Raw genomic sequence first — 17,062 nt, forward strand, 5'->3', positions numbered from 1 at the left:
CTGATGGAGCTTAAATTTATTGCCGATGAAGCCCAGGATGGTGAAGAAGGTCTGAGCCCAATGAAACTTAAAGCTTTGGACGACGCATTGGTGACATTGGAAAAAGACGCAGAGAAGGACTTTCAAGCAGTAATGGACATCTATGATGAGGAAAACATAGTCATATACAAACCTGCAGGGTTACGCAGCAAGGAAAAGCAGATCACCGCACAAAGCATTACCCAGGACTGGAGTGATTTCCGAAACATTATTCACAAGGCCCGAGGCAGAATTGCCAATTACAAAGTGCATAAAGGTCAGGCGAGTATCAGTTAAGAGGGTGCCCGACGTCAGAAGCAGGGCAACAGCCGTGGAGAAAAAGTACGGGCACTCAAAGCGCTAATTTTTTCCGAGACGCAAGCCAGCGATGATGGCGTGCTATCGTGCCAGCCCCTTACTGCTCGCCTGTTGCCTAGCATGCATGCATCTGTCCGCACTTTAAGACTGTTGACCTTCATCCTGCTGATCATCGCCGGTGCGGCCCTTGCCGCCACGCTTGCCATCCGCCACGCCGAGCGTCAGGCGATGGTCGAGGACGCGGCTCGCGCCAACCAGCAACTGGCGTTGTATGCCAACTCGCTGCACACCCTGATTGATCGCTACCGCGCCCTCCCCGCCGTACTCGCGCTGGACCCGCAATTGCGAGCAGCGTTGGCCGGCCCGGTCGATGCAGAGCAGCAAGCGGCACTCAATCTGAAACTGGAAAAGATCAACGGCGCGGCGCAGTCCTCGACCCTTGAACTGCTCGATCACACCGGCCTGGCCGTGGCGGCGAGCAACTGGCGTTTGCCGAGCAGTTACGTCGGCCACAACTATGGCTTCCGCCCCTATTTCAGCCAGACCCGCACCCAAGGCAGCGGGCGTTTTTATGCCGTCGGCGTGACCAGCGGGATTCCCGGTTATTTTCTCTCCAGCGCGGTACTTGGCGATAACGACGAGTTCCTCGGGGCGATGGTGGTCAAGCTGGAATTCCCCGAGCTGGAACGTGAGTGGAGCCAGGGCAGCGACACCCTGCTGGTCAGCGATGCGCGCGGCATTATCTTTATCGCCAATCAGCCCGGTTGGCGCTATCGCCTGCTGCGCCCGTTGAGCGCCGCCGATCATGCCGACATCAAAGCCACGCGGCAGTACGACAAACAAGCGTTGGCCCCTTTGACGCATCTGTCGTTGCGCCGCTTCGATGACAACAGCGATCTGCGTCGCGTCGAAGGCCCTGAAGGCACGGCGGATTACCTGTGGGAATCATTGCCGCTGACCGCCGAAGGCTGGACGTTGCATCTGCTGCGGCATCCGCAGGTGGCCTTCGAAGATTTACGCAACGCCGGGCTCGCCGCTGCCGGCGTGTGGCTGGCGCTGGTGTTTCTGTTGCTGTTCCTCAACCAGCGCTGGCGTCTGGCGAAGCTGCGCCAGCGCAGCCGTGAAGAGCTGGAGCAACTGGTCGAAGAACGCACCCGCGATTTGCGCACGGCGCAGGACGGTCTGGTGCAATCGGCCAAACTGGCGGCGCTGGGGCAAATGTCCGCGGCGCTGGCCCACGAGATCAATCAACCGCTGACCGCGCAGCGCATGCAACTGGCAACCCTGCGTTTGCTGCTCGACCATGGCCGTGTCGATGACGCTTATAAAGCGCTGAAACCGGTGGATGACATGCTCACGCGCATGGCCGCGCTCACCGGCCATCTGAAGACCTTCGCGCGCAAGAGCCCCAGCGGATTGCGCGAGCGTCTGGATCTGGCGACGGTGGTCGATCAATCCCTGCAACTGCTCGACGCGCGGATGCGCGATGAACAAGTCAGCCTGGTGCTGCACCTGACGCGTCCGGCGTGGGTGCGCGGGGACGCGATTCGCCTCGAACAGGTGCTGATCAATCTGCTGCGCAACGCCCTCGACGCCTTGCAGGGCAAGCCGTGCAAACGTCTGGAAATACGTCTGGAGGCCGACGAGCAACTATGGCGACTGAGCGTCAGCGACAATGGCGGCGGCATCGCCGAAGAACATCTGAACCAGGTGTTTGATCCATTCTTCACCACCAAACCGGTAGGCGACGGCCTGGGTCTTGGGCTGGCGGTATCCTTCGCTATCGTGCATGAATCCGGCGGGCGCTTAAGCGCAGAGAATGGCGACAGTGGCGCGGTGTTCAGCCTGACCTTGCCGATCGATCTGGAGGCGCATATCTGATGCTCAATTCGGTGATGGTGGTCGATGACGAAAGCAGCATTCGCAACGCGGTAGAGCAGTGGCTGAGCCTGTCGGGGTTCGAGGTGCAGTTGTTCAGCCGCGCTGAAGAATGCCTCGCCGCCCTGCCCGCGCACTATGCCGGGGTGATCCTCAGCGACGTGCGCATGCCCGGTATCGGCGGGCTGGCGTTGTTGGCTGAAGTGCACAAGCGCGACGCCGATCTGCCGGTGATTCTGCTCACTGGCCACGGCGATGTGCCGATGGCGGTCGAAGCGATGCGTGATGGCGCCTACGACTTTCTGGAAAAACCGTTCAGCCCGCAAACCCTGCTGGGCAGCTTGCGCCGGGCCCTCGACAAACGCCGCCTGGTCCTGGAAAACCGTGCCCTGCACGAGCAGGCCGACAACCGCGCCAAACTCGACACGACGCTGCTGGGGGTTTCCCGTGGCTTGCAGACGCTGCGTCGGCAGGTGCTGGATCTGGCGGGGCTGCCGGTCAATGTGCTGATCCGTGGCGAGACCGGCAGCGGAAAGGAACTGGTTGCCCGTTGTCTGCATGATTTCGGTCCACGGGCGGACAAGCCCTTTGTGGCGCTGAACTGTGCGGCGATCCCTGAGCAATTGTTCGAGGCCGAGTTGTTCGGACATGAGAGTGGCGCCTTTACCGGCGCCTCCGGCAAACGGATCGGCAAGCTGGAATACGCCGATGGCGGCACGCTGTTTCTCGATGAAATCGAAAGCATGCCGTTGGCTCAACAGGTGAAACTGCTGCGGGTGTTACAGGAGCAGAAGCTTGAACGCTTAGGCTCGAACCAGAGTATTCGTGTCGACTTGCGCATTGTGGCGGCGACCAAACCTGATCTGCTCGATGAAGCCCGCGCCGGACGCTTTCGTGAGGATCTGGCGTATCGACTGAACGTCGCCGAACTGCGTTTGCCGCCGCTGCGGGAGCGGCGTGAAGACATTCCGTTGCTGTTCGAGAACTTTGCCCAGAGTGCGGCGCAGCGCCTCGGCCGGACTTTCCCGCCGCTAACGGGCGCGCAGTTGAGTCATCTGCTCAGCCATGACTGGCCGGGCAACGTGCGTGAACTGGCCAACGTCGCCGAACGTCAGGTGCTGGGGCTGGATGAGCCGGCACCAGGGATTGATCCCGGCCAGTCGCTCGCGGCGCAGCAGGAGGCATTTGAAGCGCAGTGCTTGCGCGCGGCGCTGACACGGCACAAGGGCGATGTGAAAGCGGTGCTTGAAGAACTGCAACTGCCGCGCCGGACCTTTAATGAAAAGATGCAGCGGCATGGGTTGAGTCGGGAGATGTTTGTTTCAGGCAGCTGAGTTTTTCAGCGCGTTATCCGGCCTCTTCGCGAGCAGGCTCGCTCCCACTTTGGAAATGCATTTCCCTGTGGGAGGGAGCCTGCTCCGAAGACGTCAGCAGATCCCCGCAAATGCTCAGATGCATAAGCAAATTTCCGCTCACCAGTAGTATCCCATAAGCGGATTTCCGCTCAACAAACTCCCTCACCCCCTCTAAACCGGCCTTCTCCTCGTTGGCACAGCTCCTGCTATAGCCCCCACAGGCTGCGTTTCTACGCGCTCCACAAAAACAATTAAACGAAGGATCCTTCAATGGATAACTCCAACGCCCTGCCCCTTGGGTCGGCTGCCGTGCCCGCCAAAGAAAGAACCACCGCCAACCGAATCAAATCGATCTTCAGCGGCTCCGTCGGCAACATGGTCGAGTGGTACGACTGGTACGTTTATGCCGCCTTCTCGCTGTACTTCGCCAAAGCCTTTTTCCCTAAAGGCGACACCACCGCCCAACTGCTGAACACCGCTGCGATTTTCGCCGTAGGTTTCCTGATGCGTCCGATCGGCGGCTGGCTGATGGGCTTGTACGCTGACAAGGTCGGCCGCAAGAAAGCCCTGATGGCCTCGGTTTACCTGATGTGCTTCGGCTCGCTGATCATCGCGCTGAGCCCTGGTTACGAAACCATCGGTGTCGGCGCGCCAGTCCTGTTGGTGTTTGCGCGACTGCTGCAAGGCCTGTCGGTCGGCGGCGAATACGGCACCTCGGCAACCTATCTTTCGGAGATGGCGACCAAAGAGCGTCGCGGCTTCTTCTCCAGCTTCCAGTACGTGACATTGATCTCCGGCCAGCTCATCGCGCTGGGCGTGCTGATCGTGCTGCAGAACTTCCTCACCACCGAAGAGCTGTACGCGTGGGGCTGGCGTATTCCGTTTGCCATCGGCGCGCTGTGCGCAGTCGTGGCGCTGTATCTGCGTCGCGGCATGGAAGAAACCGAGTCGTTCACCAAGAAAGAGAAGTCCAAGGAAAGCGCGATGCGCACCTTGCTGCGTCACCCGAAAGAGTTGCTGACCGTGGTCGGCCTGACCATGGGTGGCACCCTGGCGTTCTATACCTACACCACGTACATGCAGAAGTATCTGGTGAACACCGTCGGCATGAGCATCTCCGACTCGACCACCATTTCCGCTGCCACGCTGTTCCTGTTCATGTGCCTGCAACCGATCATCGGTGGCCTGTCGGACAAGATCGGTCGTCGCCCGATCCTGATCGCCTTCGGCGTGCTGGGGACGATTTTCACCGTGCCGATCCTGATGACCCTGCACACCATTCAGACCTGGTGGGGTGCGTTCTTCCTGATCATGGCGGCGCTGATCATCGTCAGCGGTTACACCTCGATCAATGCCGTGGTGAAGGCTGAACTGTTCCCGACCGAAATCCGCGCACTGGGCGTTGGCCTGCCGTACGCGCTGACCGTGTCGATCTTCGGCGGTACTGCCGAATACATCGCGCTGTGGTTCAAGAGCATCGGCATGGAAACCGGTTACTACTGGTATGTCACGGCGTGCATCGCGGTGTCGCTGTTGGTTTATGTGACCATGAAGGACACCCAGAAGCATTCGCGCATCGTGACTGACTGATCGGGTTTTCACAGCCACTGCAACGGTGGCTGTGAGGGCCTCTTCGCGAGCAAGCTCGGCTCCTACAGGGGAACGCATTCCAAGGTAGGAGTGAGCCTGCTCGCGATGAGGGCAACTCGGTATCAGCTCATTTCAACAGCTTGCTGCTTGCCATAGCGCTTCTGCGCATACGAAGCGCCAACGATCATCACCAGCAGAATCCCCGCCAGCACCGCTGAAGATCCAATGGTGCCAAAGTCCAGCCCGCCCTTCTCATGGGGCTTGGTCATCAGGTCGCCCAGGGTCGCGCCAAACGGCCGGGTCAGCACGAACGCCAGCCAGAACAACAGCACCGTCGAAATCTTCGTGAAGTATTTGAGCAGCACGACCACCGCGATGGTCGAGCCAATCAGCAGCGCGCCACCGGCAAAACCCAGCCCTGAATCATCGGCCAGATAATCACCCAGCGCCGTGCCGAGGGTGTTGGAAAACAGAATCGCCATCCAATAGAACATCTCCCCACGAAAGCTCTGCACCTTGCTGACATTCAGCGAATCGCCACTCAGGCGCCACGCGGCGAAGATCGCCAGCAGAATGGCGATGAGAATCATCGAACCGGTGGCGTAACCCAGGCCAAGGGTGCGATCCATGAAGTCCGACATGGTGGTGCCGGCGGTGCTGGTCGAGAGGATCACGATCCAGTAAAGCAGCGGCTTGTAAGTCTTGGCCATCAATTGCGTGATCAGCGTCAGCACGAACACGCTGATCAGAATCAGCGAACTGATCGCGTAACCGACATTGAGCGTCATCGACAACAAATCCCCCGCGGTTTCCCCGAGAGTCGTCGCGCAGATTTTCATGACCCAGAAGGCCAGGGTGATTTGAGGAAGTTTATTCATCGCAGGTAACGCTCCAGTGTGTGACGGCCGGTTGTTGGTTTTCTGGCCGAGGGCAGACTGGCGTTGCGGCGGTGAAAAAGCGGTCGGCAAAGCATGAAAAATCTGTCACACGCGGCGAAACCGCGATTAATCGCGAATTAATGCTCGCGCTGCATCCTGCACCTACCTGATCGATGACCTGCGCGACGTTCGCTCCAACGACGAAAGCGAATTAAATACGCCGCCCTTAATATCAAGTTAATCGATTGTTTTTAGCATTATTTTGCGCTTTTCAATCAATTTAGTTGGCGTAGCATGAAACCCATGCAAGACACACCCGCCAACAAATCTGGAGTCACGAACATGAAAACCAAACTGATCCTCGCTCTCGCCCTGTCGGTACTGGCTGCCAACACCTTTGCTGCCGATGGCTCGGACAAAACCAAATCCGCTGACTTCATCAACGGTGCCAGCGCCGCCATTGAAACCAGCCACACCGGCACCTATGCCGCAGACGGTTTCGATAAAACCAGCATTGGCAAAGCCGTCGCTGCCGATGGTTTCGATAAAACCGGTACTGCCGCAGCCATCAGCTAAGCATCAGCATTCCTTCCACAGCCCGGCCTTGGCCGGGCTTAGTCATTTCTGCGGGATCACAATCCTCTCAAATCAACACAAACCCCTGTAGGAGTGAGCCTGCTCGCGATCGCGGTGTATCAGTCACCCAATGCGTCGGCTGGTATGACGCTATCGCGAGCAGGCTCACTCCTACACAGGGATCTTCGTCTGGCTGGAAATATGCGGGGCGTCCTTGCACTATGGCTGATCCGAAACGCAGTCTCAGGAATTCACCCGCCATGCCCGATGACATCCACTTCTACGAACCCGCCAATGGCCACGGCCTGCCCCACGATCCGTTCAACGCCATCGTCGGCCCGCGCCCTATTGGCTGGATCTCTTCGCAGGATGCCAATGGTCAGCTCAATCTGGCGCCGTACAGCTTCTTCAACGCCTTCAACTACATTCCGCCGATCATTGGTTTTTCCAGCGTCGGGCGCAAAGACAGCCTGAACAACATCGAGCAGACCGGCGAATTCGCCTGGAACCTCGCCACTCGCCCATTGGCCGAGCAGATGAACCAGAGCTGCGCGATGGTCGCGCCTGAGGTCAACGAATTTGAATTGGCGGGATTGACGACCGTCGCGTCAAAAGTGATTTCGGTGCCACGGGTCGCCGAAAGCCCGGTGTCCTTTGAATGCAAGGTCACGCAGATCATTCAGTTGCAGCGCGCCGATGGCGAAACCGTGCCGAGCTGGTTGATCCTCGGTGAAGTGGTCGCCGTGCATATCGCCAAATGGCTGTTGAAGGACGGCATCTACGACACCGCCGCGGCAGAACCGATTCTGCGCGGCGGCGGGCCGGCGGACTATTTCCAGCTGGGGCCCGAGGCCCTGTTCAAGATGTGGCGTCCGGGCGCAAACAAGTAAGGCGTTACCAGATCAACTCGGCGTCAGCAGTGACGCCCTGCAAACGGTCCAGCTCTTGGGTGGCAGCTTCATCGGCGGCGATGGCGCCGGGGAAGATCTGATCATTCAGCAGTTTGTGAAAGCGTGGTGCACCGCCATCGACCAGGGCCTTGACCGCGATTGCCGCGTGATAACCCTTGTTGCCGCCCAACTCGACGGGGACGACTGCGGAGACTGCTTCGAAGTGTTCGAACTCTTTACGTGCCATGTCACAGATCCCGGCTCAGACAAATTAAGCCGGACATTAAACCCTCAACCGGCGAGTTTGTGTACCGGCGCCGGGCATTGACCGAGGGCTTGCGCAGCCGACACGTCCTTGAAGGTGTGGAAGTCGAGGCTGTTGACCACCAGTTCCTGCACCAGCTCGGCGAAAATTTCCATCGACGGGCTGTTGAAGTAGTTGGTCATCATCTGCTGACTGCTCCAGAACCCGGAGACCAGCCACAACTCGGGATCACACTGCGAATGCTGCAAGGCAAAACTCAGGCAACCGGGGGCGGCGCGAGACGGATCGATCAATGCGCTCAGGCGCACACCGAGTTCCGCCGAACGCCCGGCGCGCGCTCGGACGAAGGCCATATGACTGACGGGAATCTGCTTGGACATGTTCAACCCTCCCAGGGAGTCGCGTGGCAGCCGGGTGGAGGCTGCGACAGGATCCAAGGTTAAGGGCCTCGCGCCAGACGCCGTTAGTCGATTCCTGCCGCCGCGTTGCACAATCCTGCGAGACTTGCCTGAACCTGATTTCACACACATCCCATGTTGGCGCTGCCGAAGGCTGCGATCTTTTGACCTTAAAGACAAAAATCAAAAGATCGCAGCCTTCGGCAGCTCCTACAGGTGGGCGTCGCGTCGATGTTGAGCAATAGCGCGGTGCAGAATCAGGCAAGCATTTCGCAGGATGTGTCTACCGCTTGCGCTTGCACAAACATATGCTCTGCCCCATTCCACCTCCCCTGCCGAGGATGCCGTGCATGACGTCATTCGATCGTTTTCAAGCCGAACCCACTGCTGACATGGAAAAGCAGCGCGCGGAACTGGCGGCGATCATCCGCCGCAACACCACGGACGATGGCAGCTACGCGACCGCCATCGGTTCGCTGTACATGTCACGCCACACCCAATCCCACGACTTTGCCCCGGTGCTCGCGCAACCGGCGCTGTGCATCATGGCGCAAGGTCGCAAAGAGGTGCGGCTGGCCGATGAGTACTTCAATTACGATCCGCTGAATTATCTGGTGGTGTCGGTTTCGATGCCGCTGAGCGGGCGCGTGGTTAACGTGTCGCCGGAGAATCCGATCCTCGCCGTGCGCCTGGACATCGACCCGGCAGAAATCACCGCGCTGATCGCCGACGCCGGCCCCATGGGCGTGCCGACGCGCCCGACCGGGCGTGGTTTGTATGTCGAGCAGATCGACAGTTCGATGCTCGATGCGGTGCTGCGTCTGGCGCGCCTGCTCGATGCGCCGAAAGACATCGCCATGCTCGCGCCGCTGATTCGCCGGGAGATTCTCTACCGTCTGCTGCGTAGCCCGCAGGGCCATCGTTTGTATGAGATTGCGATTGCCAACAGCCAGAGCCATCGCATCAGCCAAGCGATCAAATGGCTCAACGGCAACTTTGAACAGCCGCTGCGTATTGATGATTTGGCCAAAGAAGTGAATCTGAGCGTGTCGACGCTGCATCACCGGTTCAAGGCGATGACGGCAATGAGTCCGTTGCAATATCAGAAGCAGTTGCGCCTGCAAGAGGCGCGGCGGTTGATGCTCGCCGAAGGGCTGGAAGCGTCGGCAGCGGGGTATCGGGTGGGGTATGAAAGTCCGTCGCAATTCAGCCGCGAGTACAGCCGGTTGTTTGGGGCGCCGCCGTTAAGGGATTTGGCGCGGTTGCGGCTGTCTGTCTGATCCGGAATTTGCAGTGAGGCTTACTGACCTATCGCGAGCAGGCTCACTCCTACAGGGGAACGCATTCCAACTGTAGGCCTTCGCCTGCTCGCGATGGCGTCGGCAGGGCCGACATCAAATCCGGATCTCAAGCCCCCAACACCCGACACGCCTCACTCGGCAACGTCACCGACACCGGATGCCCGATCGCCAATCCGATCCCCTGACACGGCGTACTCAACGCCGTGAACGTCACCCCGGAACACTCCACCGTGGTCTCGATGGTCGCGCCGATATCACGCACGAACGTCACTTTGCCCAGCAGACGATTGCCCGCCGTAGCCTGCGGCGCGGACAGTTGCAGGTCTTCCGGACGGATCAGCATTTTCACTTTCTGCCCCACCACAATGCTGCTGCAAATTGGCACTTGCAGCGCATCGCCACCCGGCAGGCTGACCTTGCCGTCGCCCAGCGCAGTGGCAGGGAAAATGTTGCCTGAACCGATGAAGTCGGCGACGAATTCGTTGGCCGGGTGCCGATAGATTTCAATCGGCGTACCCACCTGCTGCACCTTGTGCTCGCCCAGCACCACAACGATGTCCGCCATGGTCATGGCCTCACGCTGATCGTGGGTGACCATAATTGTGGTGATGTTCAGGCGTTGTTGCAGTTGGCGAATTTCCACCTGCATCGACTCGCGCAATTTGGCGTCGAGCGCCGACAGCGGTTCGTCGAGCAAGAGGATTTTCGGGTGCGAAGCAATCGCCCGGGCAATCGCCACGCGTTGGCGTTGACCGCCGGAGAGCTTGGCCACCGGTCGGTCGATCATCGCCTGCAACTGGATCAACTCCAGCAACTCAACCACGCGTTTTTGCTGATCAGCCTTGCTGACACCGCGCAGTTTCAGCGGGTAGGCGATGTTCTCGCCGACGGTCATGTGCGGGAACAGTGCCAGTGACTGGAACACCATGCCGAAGTTGCGCAGGTGCGCCGGAGTATGGCCGATGTCTTCGCCGTCCAGGCGAATCTCGCCGCCGCTGAGGGTTTCCAGCCCGGCGATCATCCGCAACAAGGTAGTTTTGCCGCAGCCCGAAGGGCCGAGAAAACACACCAGTTTGCCCTCCGGCAAATGCAGGTTGACGTCTTGTACCGCGCAAGCCGAGCCGTAGAATTTCTCGACGTTTTCCAGAATCAGACCAGTCATGTTGCACCTCAAATCAAAAGGAAACGCCGCCCTCGCCCACCAGCTTCTCCAGCGCCCAGATCAGGACGAAGTCGATCAGCACGATCAGCACGGCAAACGAGAACACGGTAGGGTCGAGCGATGACACGGTGCGGCTGTACATCCAGATCGGCACGGTCATGACATCGATGGTGTAGAGGAAATAGGTCACGGTGAATTCGTTGAACGAAACGATGAACGCCAGCAGCATGCCCGCCAGAATCCCCGACTTCATCAACGGCACCACCACATCGACAATCGCCCGCAACGGTGAGGCGCCGAGCATCCGTGCGGCCTCTTCGACTTCGCTGCCGATGGACAGCATCGCGGCGGTGCAGTTTTTCACCACGAACGGCAGCGCCAGAATCACGTGGGCAATCACCAGCCGCGAGGTGGTGATGTGGAACGGCAGGCTGTCGAACACCAGCAGCAACGCCAGGCCCAACACCACCATCGGAAATACCAGCGGCAGCGACATCAGTTGCAGCGCCACGGCTTTGCCTCGGAACTCGCAGCGGGTCAGCGCGTAGGCCGCCGGCACCGCAATCAGCGTGGCGAAGATCATGGTCAGGCACGACACCAGCAAACTGGTGGTCATCGCCTGACCGAGGCTCAACACATCACTGGCATCCGGCGACACGAAGGTGTGCCACGCCGCTTTGTACCACTGCAGGCTGTAGCTGCTCGGCGGGAAGTCAAGGTTCGACGCGCCGCTGAATGACATGACGATCATGGTCAGGATCGGCAACACCGCCAGCAGCAAAATGAGCCCGGAAAGGATCCCGGCGAACTTGCCGGTATCGCCCGGCAGCAGCGCCATGCGCTTCTTGGTCAGGGCACTCATTGCGAAGCCTCCAGCAAACGGCGACGGCGGCCGGTGATGTATTCGGACAAGGTCATGATGGCGAGCGTGGTGATGATCAGCACCACCCCGGCCGCCGACGCGGCGGGCCAGTTCATCAGCGGGGCGATCTGGTCATGCACCATCACCGCGAGCATCGGCACGCGCCGACCACCGAGCAGCAACGGCACGACAAAACTGCTGGCGTTGTAGGCGAAGACCAACGTCGCGCCGGTGATGATCCCCGGCAGACTCATCGGCAAAACCACCTGACGGAACACTTGAAAACGACTGGCGCCGAGGGTCGCGGCGGCCTCTTCGTAAGACCGTGCAACGCCGCGCATGGCGCTGGCGATCGGCAGCACAGCCAGCGGGAACGCGGTCTGCACCAGGCCCATCAACACGCCGTTCTGGTTGTACAAAAGCATGATCGGCCGCTTGATCAGGCCCAGCCCCATCAGCGCCTGATTGAGCATGCCGGCGGGGCCGAGAATCACCAGCCAGCCGTAGCTTTGCAGCAACAGGTTGACCAGCAACGGCAACAACACCGCGGCAAGAAAAATCCGCCGCAGGAATGGCGAGGTCAAACGCGACATGGTGTACGCCACCGGGATCGCCAGCACCACGGCGATCACCGCGCTGATCAGCGCCAGCCGCAAGGTCAGCAACAAGGATTTGAGGTAATAGGGTTCGAGCAATTGCGCGTAACTGGCCAGGCTGAAACCCGTCCACTCCGCGCCTTTGGTGCCGACGCTCATGCGCAACACCAACAGGCTGGCGGCAATCAGCACACCGAGAAACAGCATCGACGGCGTGAGGAATAACCACGCCCGGGCAGTCGGCGAAACACCGCGCGCCGGGCGCACGTCAGCGGCGCCGACCGGTTGGGTCAGGGATTGATGTTCCATAGCAATGATCTCGTCAATGGAAAGCAAATCTCGCAAGCACCACCAATTCCCTGTGGGAGCGAGCTTTTGTGGTGAGGGGATTTATCCCCGACCGGCTGCGAAGCAGTCGCAAAACCACCGTATGCGGAACATTTGATGCACCGTATTGGCTGATCTTGGGGCAGCTGCGCTACCCATCGGGGATAAATCCCCTCGCCACAGGGCTCGCTCCCACAAGGGGTCTGTGGTGTTTGGAAGGACGGCGTCAGGAAGAAAAGATTTCCGTATAGCGACGAATCCATTGGTCATGCACGGTGGCCAGGAAGGCGTTGTCGTGCATGATCGCCTTCTCCGCGATCTGCTCCGGCGTAAGGATGAACGGGCTCTTGCGTGCTTCGGCGGAGATGATCGCCTTGGCGTTGACCGGGCCGTTGAAGATGTCTTCGGCCATCTTGCCCTGCACCAGCGGGTCCAGAGAGTGGTCGATGAAGGCGTAGGCCAGATCAGTGTCGCCCGGACGATTTTTCGGCATCACCGAGAGCATCAGGTCGGTGTAGAAACCTTCCTTCATGCCGAACGTGGCGCCGAGGCCGTAGTTCGGATCGCGGATCTGTTTCGGGAAAAACGCCGGGGCGTACAGCCCGCCCATGTCCAGCGAACCGGTGCGGAACAGCTCGGCAATCTGGTTGGGGTTCTCGCCCAGTGTCACCACGCGGTCCTTGAGTTCAGCGAGTTTCTTGAAGCCCGGCTCGATGTTGTGTTCGTCACCGCCAGCGAGTTTCGCGGCGATGATGATCAGGTCCATCGCCTCGGTCCAGTTTGGCGGCGGCAGGAAAATATTCGGCGCCAGTTCGGCGTCCCACAGCGCGGCGTAACTGTCCGGCGCTTCCTTCTGGGTGCGAGTGCTGTAGACCAGACTGTTGCACCACAACAGATAGCCGATACCGTGACCGTTGGCCCCCGTGCGATATTTTTCCGACACGTCGACCAGGTTGGGAATGCGGTTCAGATCAGGTTTTTCCAGCAGCCCGGCGGCGGCCAGACCTTCGGCGCCAACGCCCGCCAGGGTGATGATGTCGTACTGCGGACGGTCACCGCCGGCCTTGAGTTTGGCGACCATTTCCGAGGTACTGCCGGTACGGTCGGCGATGACCTTGGCGCCGGTCTTGGCTTCGAAGGTTGCGGCAATGTTGCGCAGTGCGGCGAGACCGGTGTCATCCGACCAGGTCAGCAAACGCAGGGTCTTGCCGGCGAAACGCGTGTCGCTGGCACTCGCCCGGATGAAGGGCATGCTCATAGCGGCCGCCGCCACCGAGGCGACGCCAACGGTTTTAATGAATTGACGCCTGTTCAGATCGTGCTCGCCCATGACGGACTCCCTTTGTTTTTTTAAGTATGAGGTTGGTCGCAACCGTTGCATCCGCGCGGCCGGATCCGCGCCAAGACCCGTATTACAAGGGCTTTAGCGCTGCCGACAGGTTCATCCTGAGGTCGTGCAAAACACCTGACTATCGATAAAAACTCATTGAAGCCATGACGCCGACGCATGCCTCGTTGCGAGGCATGCGCTGACCTTTTCGGGCGTTTCAGAGCGCCCGGATCACGTGTTTGATTTCCTGAAACGCGGCCAGGCCCCACGGCCCCAACTCACGGCCAATGCTGCTCTGCTTGTAACCGCCCCACGCCGCCTGCGGGAAAATCACCTGCGGTACATTGATCCACACCAGCCCCGCCTGTAACGCATTGGCCACACGATCCGCCGCTACAGCATCAGCCGTCACCACACTCGCCACCAAGCCAAACGGCGTGTCATTGGCCAGCGCAATCGCCTCGGCCTCACTGCTGAAACTGCGCACGCAAACCACCGGGCCGAAAATCTCTTCACACCACAGCGCACTGTCCAGCGGCACGTCGGTGAACACCGTCGGCTGCAAGAAGTAGCCGCGTGGCAGATCTGTCGGGCGATTGCCGCCGCAGATCAATCGCGCACCGGCACTCAGTCCACGGTCAATGTGCCCGAGCACTCGCTGGTACTGCGCCTGATTGACCAGCGCGCCCATTTCCACGTCAGCATCGAACGGATCGGCGACACGAATGGCCTGCGCACGCTTCTGTAGCCGACGCAGAAACTCCTCTTCCAGCTCATCAGCAACCAATACACGACTGGTGGCCGAGCACATCTGCCCGGCGTTGAAAAAGGCGCCGCCGCAGGCCAGCTCAACCGCCAAATCGATGTCCGCATCCGCCAGCACCAGCAGCGAGGATTTGCCGCCCAGTTCCAGGCTCACGCCCTTCACCGTTTCCGCCGCGCGCTGCATCACCTGCACGCCGACTGCGTTGCTGCCGGTAAAGGAGATCCTGGCGACACGCGGGTCCGCCGACAACGGCGCACCCACCGCCAGCCCCGTGCCGCAAACCAGATTGAACACGCCATTGGGCAGACCCGATTCAGCGATGATCGCCGCCAGTTCCAGCTCCGGCAGTGGCGTGACTTCCGAAGGCTTGAGCACCACGCAGCAACCCGCCGCCAGCGCTGGCGCCAGTTTCCACGCGGTGGTGACCATGGGGAAATTCCACGGCACGATCAGCCCGACCACACCGCACGGCTCACGGCGAAGGCGTGCGCTGAAATCATCGCTGGGCAGCGGCACGTTGCTGTCCTGTTTCGCGTCGAGGCCTTCAGCGAGTTCGGCGTAATACTCGAACGTGGCGATGACATCGTCGACGTCGATAGCCGCTTCGAATTGCGGTTTGCCGTTGTTGCTTGACTGCAACTTCATCAAATGCTCGCGACCGTCGCGCACGCCGTTGGCGATGTTGCGCAGGATCGCGCCGCGCTCGGCGCCCGTGGTTTGCGACCAGCGCTTGAACGCCTCGCTGGCAGCCGCGATGGCTTGGTCGACCGCTTGCTCGTCACCGCCATTGACGGTGGTCAGCAGCGCTTCGGTGGCCGGGTTGATCACGCGCAGATGCTCGCGACCGGCAGACCATTGGCCGTTGATGTAGAGGCCATCGAGTGTGGTTGGGAAATTGATCATTGCGCCACCGCCTTCATCCATTGGGTCTGGTCGATTTCAATCAGGGTCGGGCCCTGCCGATCGGTTGCACAACGCAAGGCGCTGCGCAGTTGCTCGATGCTGCTGATGGCTTCGGCCGCGCAACCGAGGCCCTTGGCCACAGCGACAAAATCCGGGGTGTAGATGTCGACGCCGACCGGTTCGATGGCGCGGTTGACCATGTACTTTTTGATTTCTTCGTAGCCCTGGTTATTCCACAGCAGGACGATCACCGGCACCCGAGCTTCGACGGCGCTGGCCAGTTCCGGGAGGGTGAATTGCAAGCCGCCGTCGCCAATCAGGCACACCACCGGCGGGCGCGCGCCTTTGTCGAGTTGGCCACCGAGCCAGGCGCCAATCGCAGCGGGCAAGGCGTAACCGAGGGTGCCGTAACCGGTCGAGGCGTTGAACCAGCGACGCGGGTGATCGGGGTTGAAGGTCAGGTTGCCGGTGTACACCGGTTGCGTGGAGTCGCCGACGAACACCGCGTTCGGCAGTTCATCGAGCACGGTGTCGAGGAAACGGGTTTGCGCGAGGGTCGGTACGTCCCAGCTCGCGGCCAGTTCAGCGCGCAATTTGCCGGCGCGGGCCTGACCCCAATCGCTGCTGCGCTCATTGAGTTTTTCCTGGGACAGCGTGTTCAGCAAGGCTTGTGCAGCGTTGCGTGCATCGGCCACCAGCGCCAGGTGCGGCGGGTAGTTGCGCACGGTCTGGTCGGCGTCGATATCGATGCGCAGCAGTTTGCCGGGAATCTCGAAACCGCCGGCGAAGGTCACGTCGTAATCGGTCTCGGCCAGTTCGGTGCCGATGGCCAGCACCACGTCGGCATCAGCGACCAGCGCGCGGGTTGCGACCAGTGTCTGGGTCGAGCCGATCAGCAGCGGATGGTTGCCCGGCAGCATGCCTTTGGCATTGATGGTCAGCGCCACCGGCGCGTCGAGCAGCTCGGCAAGTCGGGTCAATTCCGGCGCTGCGTCGATGGCACCGCCGCCCGCCAGAATCAGTGGACGTTTGGCTTCGGCCAGCAGCTCGCTCATGCGTTTGACGGCACTCGGTGCAGCACCGGCGCGGTCAATGTTGACCGGGACACTGGCGAGCAACTCATCGGCGTTTTCGACCAACACGTCCAACGGAATTTCGATGTGCACCGGACGCGGACGGCCGGCCTGGAACAGCGCAAACGCGCGAGCCAACACCGCCGGCAATTCAGCCGCCGACATCAGCGTGTGAGAAAACGCTGCGACACCGCCAACCAACGCACTCTGGTTCGGCAATTCATGCAGCTTGCCGCGACCGCCGCCCAACTGACTGCGCGATTGCACGCTGGAAATCACCAGCATCGGGATCGAATCGGCATAGGCCTGGCCCATGGCGGTGGTGATGTTGGTCATCCCCGGGCCGGTGATGATGAAGCACACGCCCGGTTTACCGCTGGTGCGCGCGTAACCGTCGGCCATGAAACCGGCGCCCTGCTCATGCCGTGGCGTGACATGACGAATGCTCGAACGGGCCAGCCCGCGATACAGCTCCACGGTATGTACGCCAGGAATGCCGAACACCTGCTCGACCCCATAACCTTCAAGTAACTTGACCAGTACTTCGCCACACGTCGCCATGTCGATTGCCCTTGC

At 60.4% G+C, this 17,062-nt stretch carries 16 protein-coding genes; 7 read left to right on the forward strand and 9 right to left on the reverse strand.

Going from position 1 to position 17,062, the window contains the following annotated elements; genetic code table 11:
- The first annotated feature begins 3 nt into the window (after window positions 1–3).
- The 4 genes from JFT91_RS12495 to JFT91_RS12510 all read left to right on the forward strand — a co-directional run bounded on the left by JFT91_RS12495 (window position 4) and on the right by JFT91_RS12510 (window position 5,159).
- Window positions 4–315, forward strand: coding sequence for a hypothetical protein (locus JFT91_RS12495; RefSeq protein ID WP_201232535.1), 312 nt, complete (start codon window positions 4–6; stop codon window positions 313–315).
- 141 nt (window positions 316–456) lie between these two features.
- On the forward strand, window positions 457–2,217 hold the full coding sequence (gene mifS, locus JFT91_RS12500; RefSeq protein ID WP_201232536.1) for a two-component system sensor histidine kinase MifS: 1,761 nt from the start codon (window positions 457–459) through the stop codon (window positions 2,215–2,217).
- Window positions 2,217–3,548, forward strand: a complete 1,332-nt coding sequence (mifR, locus tag JFT91_RS12505; RefSeq protein ID WP_201232537.1) for a two-component system response regulator MifR — start codon at window positions 2,217–2,219, stop codon at window positions 3,546–3,548. Before mifS ends, mifR begins: the two co-directional genes overlap by 1 nt.
- A 291-nt stretch (window positions 3,549–3,839) precedes the next feature.
- Entirely contained in the window at window positions 3,840–5,159 is a 1,320-nt protein-coding gene (locus JFT91_RS12510; protein ID WP_201228289.1) for an MFS transporter, read from the forward strand.
- 122 nt (window positions 5,160–5,281) lie between these two features.
- On the opposite strand, the gene JFT91_RS12515 is transcribed toward JFT91_RS12510, so the two are convergent.
- Complete coding sequence (locus tag JFT91_RS12515; protein ID WP_201232538.1) at window positions 5,282–6,037, reverse strand: COG4705 family protein; 756 nt, start codon at window positions 6,035–6,037, stop codon at window positions 5,282–5,284.
- Window positions 6,038–6,379: 342 nt separating this feature from the next.
- Here JFT91_RS12515 and JFT91_RS12520 point away from each other — a divergent pair, with 342 nt between their 5' ends.
- On the forward strand, window positions 6,380–6,613 hold the full coding sequence (locus JFT91_RS12520; protein WP_201232539.1) for a hypothetical protein: 234 nt from the start codon (window positions 6,380–6,382) through the stop codon (window positions 6,611–6,613).
- Window positions 6,614–6,873: 260 nt separating this feature from the next.
- Window positions 6,874–7,503 carry a flavin reductase family protein gene (locus JFT91_RS12525; protein WP_201232540.1) on the forward strand — a complete coding sequence of 210 codons (630 nt, stop codon included), beginning with the start codon at window positions 6,874–6,876 and terminating at the stop codon, window positions 7,501–7,503.
- Window positions 7,504–7,507: 4 nt separating this feature from the next.
- Here JFT91_RS12525 and JFT91_RS12530 read toward each other — a convergent pair whose 3' ends face one another.
- Window positions 7,508–7,750, reverse strand: coding sequence for a hypothetical protein (locus JFT91_RS12530; protein ID WP_201228292.1), 243 nt, complete (start codon window positions 7,748–7,750; stop codon window positions 7,508–7,510).
- A gap of 44 nt (window positions 7,751–7,794) precedes the next feature.
- Complete coding sequence (locus tag JFT91_RS12535; RefSeq protein ID WP_201228293.1) at window positions 7,795–8,148, reverse strand: putative quinol monooxygenase; 354 nt, start codon at window positions 8,146–8,148, stop codon at window positions 7,795–7,797.
- Window positions 8,149–8,516: 368 nt separating this feature from the next.
- Between JFT91_RS12535 and JFT91_RS12540 the strand changes: the two genes are divergently transcribed.
- Window positions 8,517–9,446 (forward strand): AraC family transcriptional regulator, encoded by a 930-nt coding sequence (locus JFT91_RS12540; protein WP_201228294.1) that lies wholly within the window; start codon window positions 8,517–8,519, stop codon window positions 9,444–9,446.
- Window positions 9,447–9,573: 127 nt separating this feature from the next.
- On the opposite strand, the gene JFT91_RS12545 is transcribed toward JFT91_RS12540, so the two are convergent.
- The 6 genes from JFT91_RS12545 to JFT91_RS12570 form a co-directional block, all read right to left on the reverse strand.
- Window positions 9,574–10,629 carry an ABC transporter ATP-binding protein gene (locus JFT91_RS12545; protein ID WP_201232541.1) on the reverse strand — a complete coding sequence of 352 codons (1,056 nt, stop codon included), beginning with the start codon at window positions 10,627–10,629 and terminating at the stop codon, window positions 9,574–9,576.
- A 13-nt stretch (window positions 10,630–10,642) separates the two neighbouring features.
- The gene (locus JFT91_RS12550) at window positions 10,643–11,491 is read right to left on the reverse strand and encodes an ABC transporter permease (RefSeq protein WP_201232542.1); all 849 of its coding nucleotides are present in this window, start codon (window positions 11,489–11,491) and stop codon (window positions 10,643–10,645) included.
- A complete protein-coding gene (locus JFT91_RS12555; protein ID WP_201232543.1) occupies window positions 11,488–12,396 on the reverse strand; it encodes an ABC transporter permease in 909 nt (302 codons plus the stop codon). Before JFT91_RS12555 ends, JFT91_RS12550 begins: the two co-directional genes overlap by 4 nt.
- Before the next feature lie 244 nt (window positions 12,397–12,640).
- Window positions 12,641–13,744 (reverse strand): ABC transporter substrate-binding protein, encoded by a 1,104-nt coding sequence (locus tag JFT91_RS12560; protein ID WP_201232544.1) that lies wholly within the window; start codon window positions 13,742–13,744, stop codon window positions 12,641–12,643.
- A gap of 217 nt (window positions 13,745–13,961) precedes the next feature.
- Window positions 13,962–15,410, reverse strand: a complete 1,449-nt coding sequence (locus JFT91_RS12565; protein WP_201232643.1) for an aldehyde dehydrogenase family protein — start codon at window positions 15,408–15,410, stop codon at window positions 13,962–13,964.
- On the reverse strand, window positions 15,410–17,047 hold the full coding sequence (locus JFT91_RS12570) for a 5-guanidino-2-oxopentanoate decarboxylase (protein WP_201228295.1): 1,638 nt from the start codon (window positions 17,045–17,047) through the stop codon (window positions 15,410–15,412). The genes JFT91_RS12565 and JFT91_RS12570 overlap by 1 nt, the downstream gene beginning before the upstream one ends.
- Window positions 17,048–17,062: the final 15 nt, after the last annotated feature.

The sequence above is a fragment of the Pseudomonas sp. TH08 genome, assembly GCF_016651275.1.
Lineage (GTDB): Bacteria > Pseudomonadota > Gammaproteobacteria > Pseudomonadales > Pseudomonadaceae > Aquipseudomonas.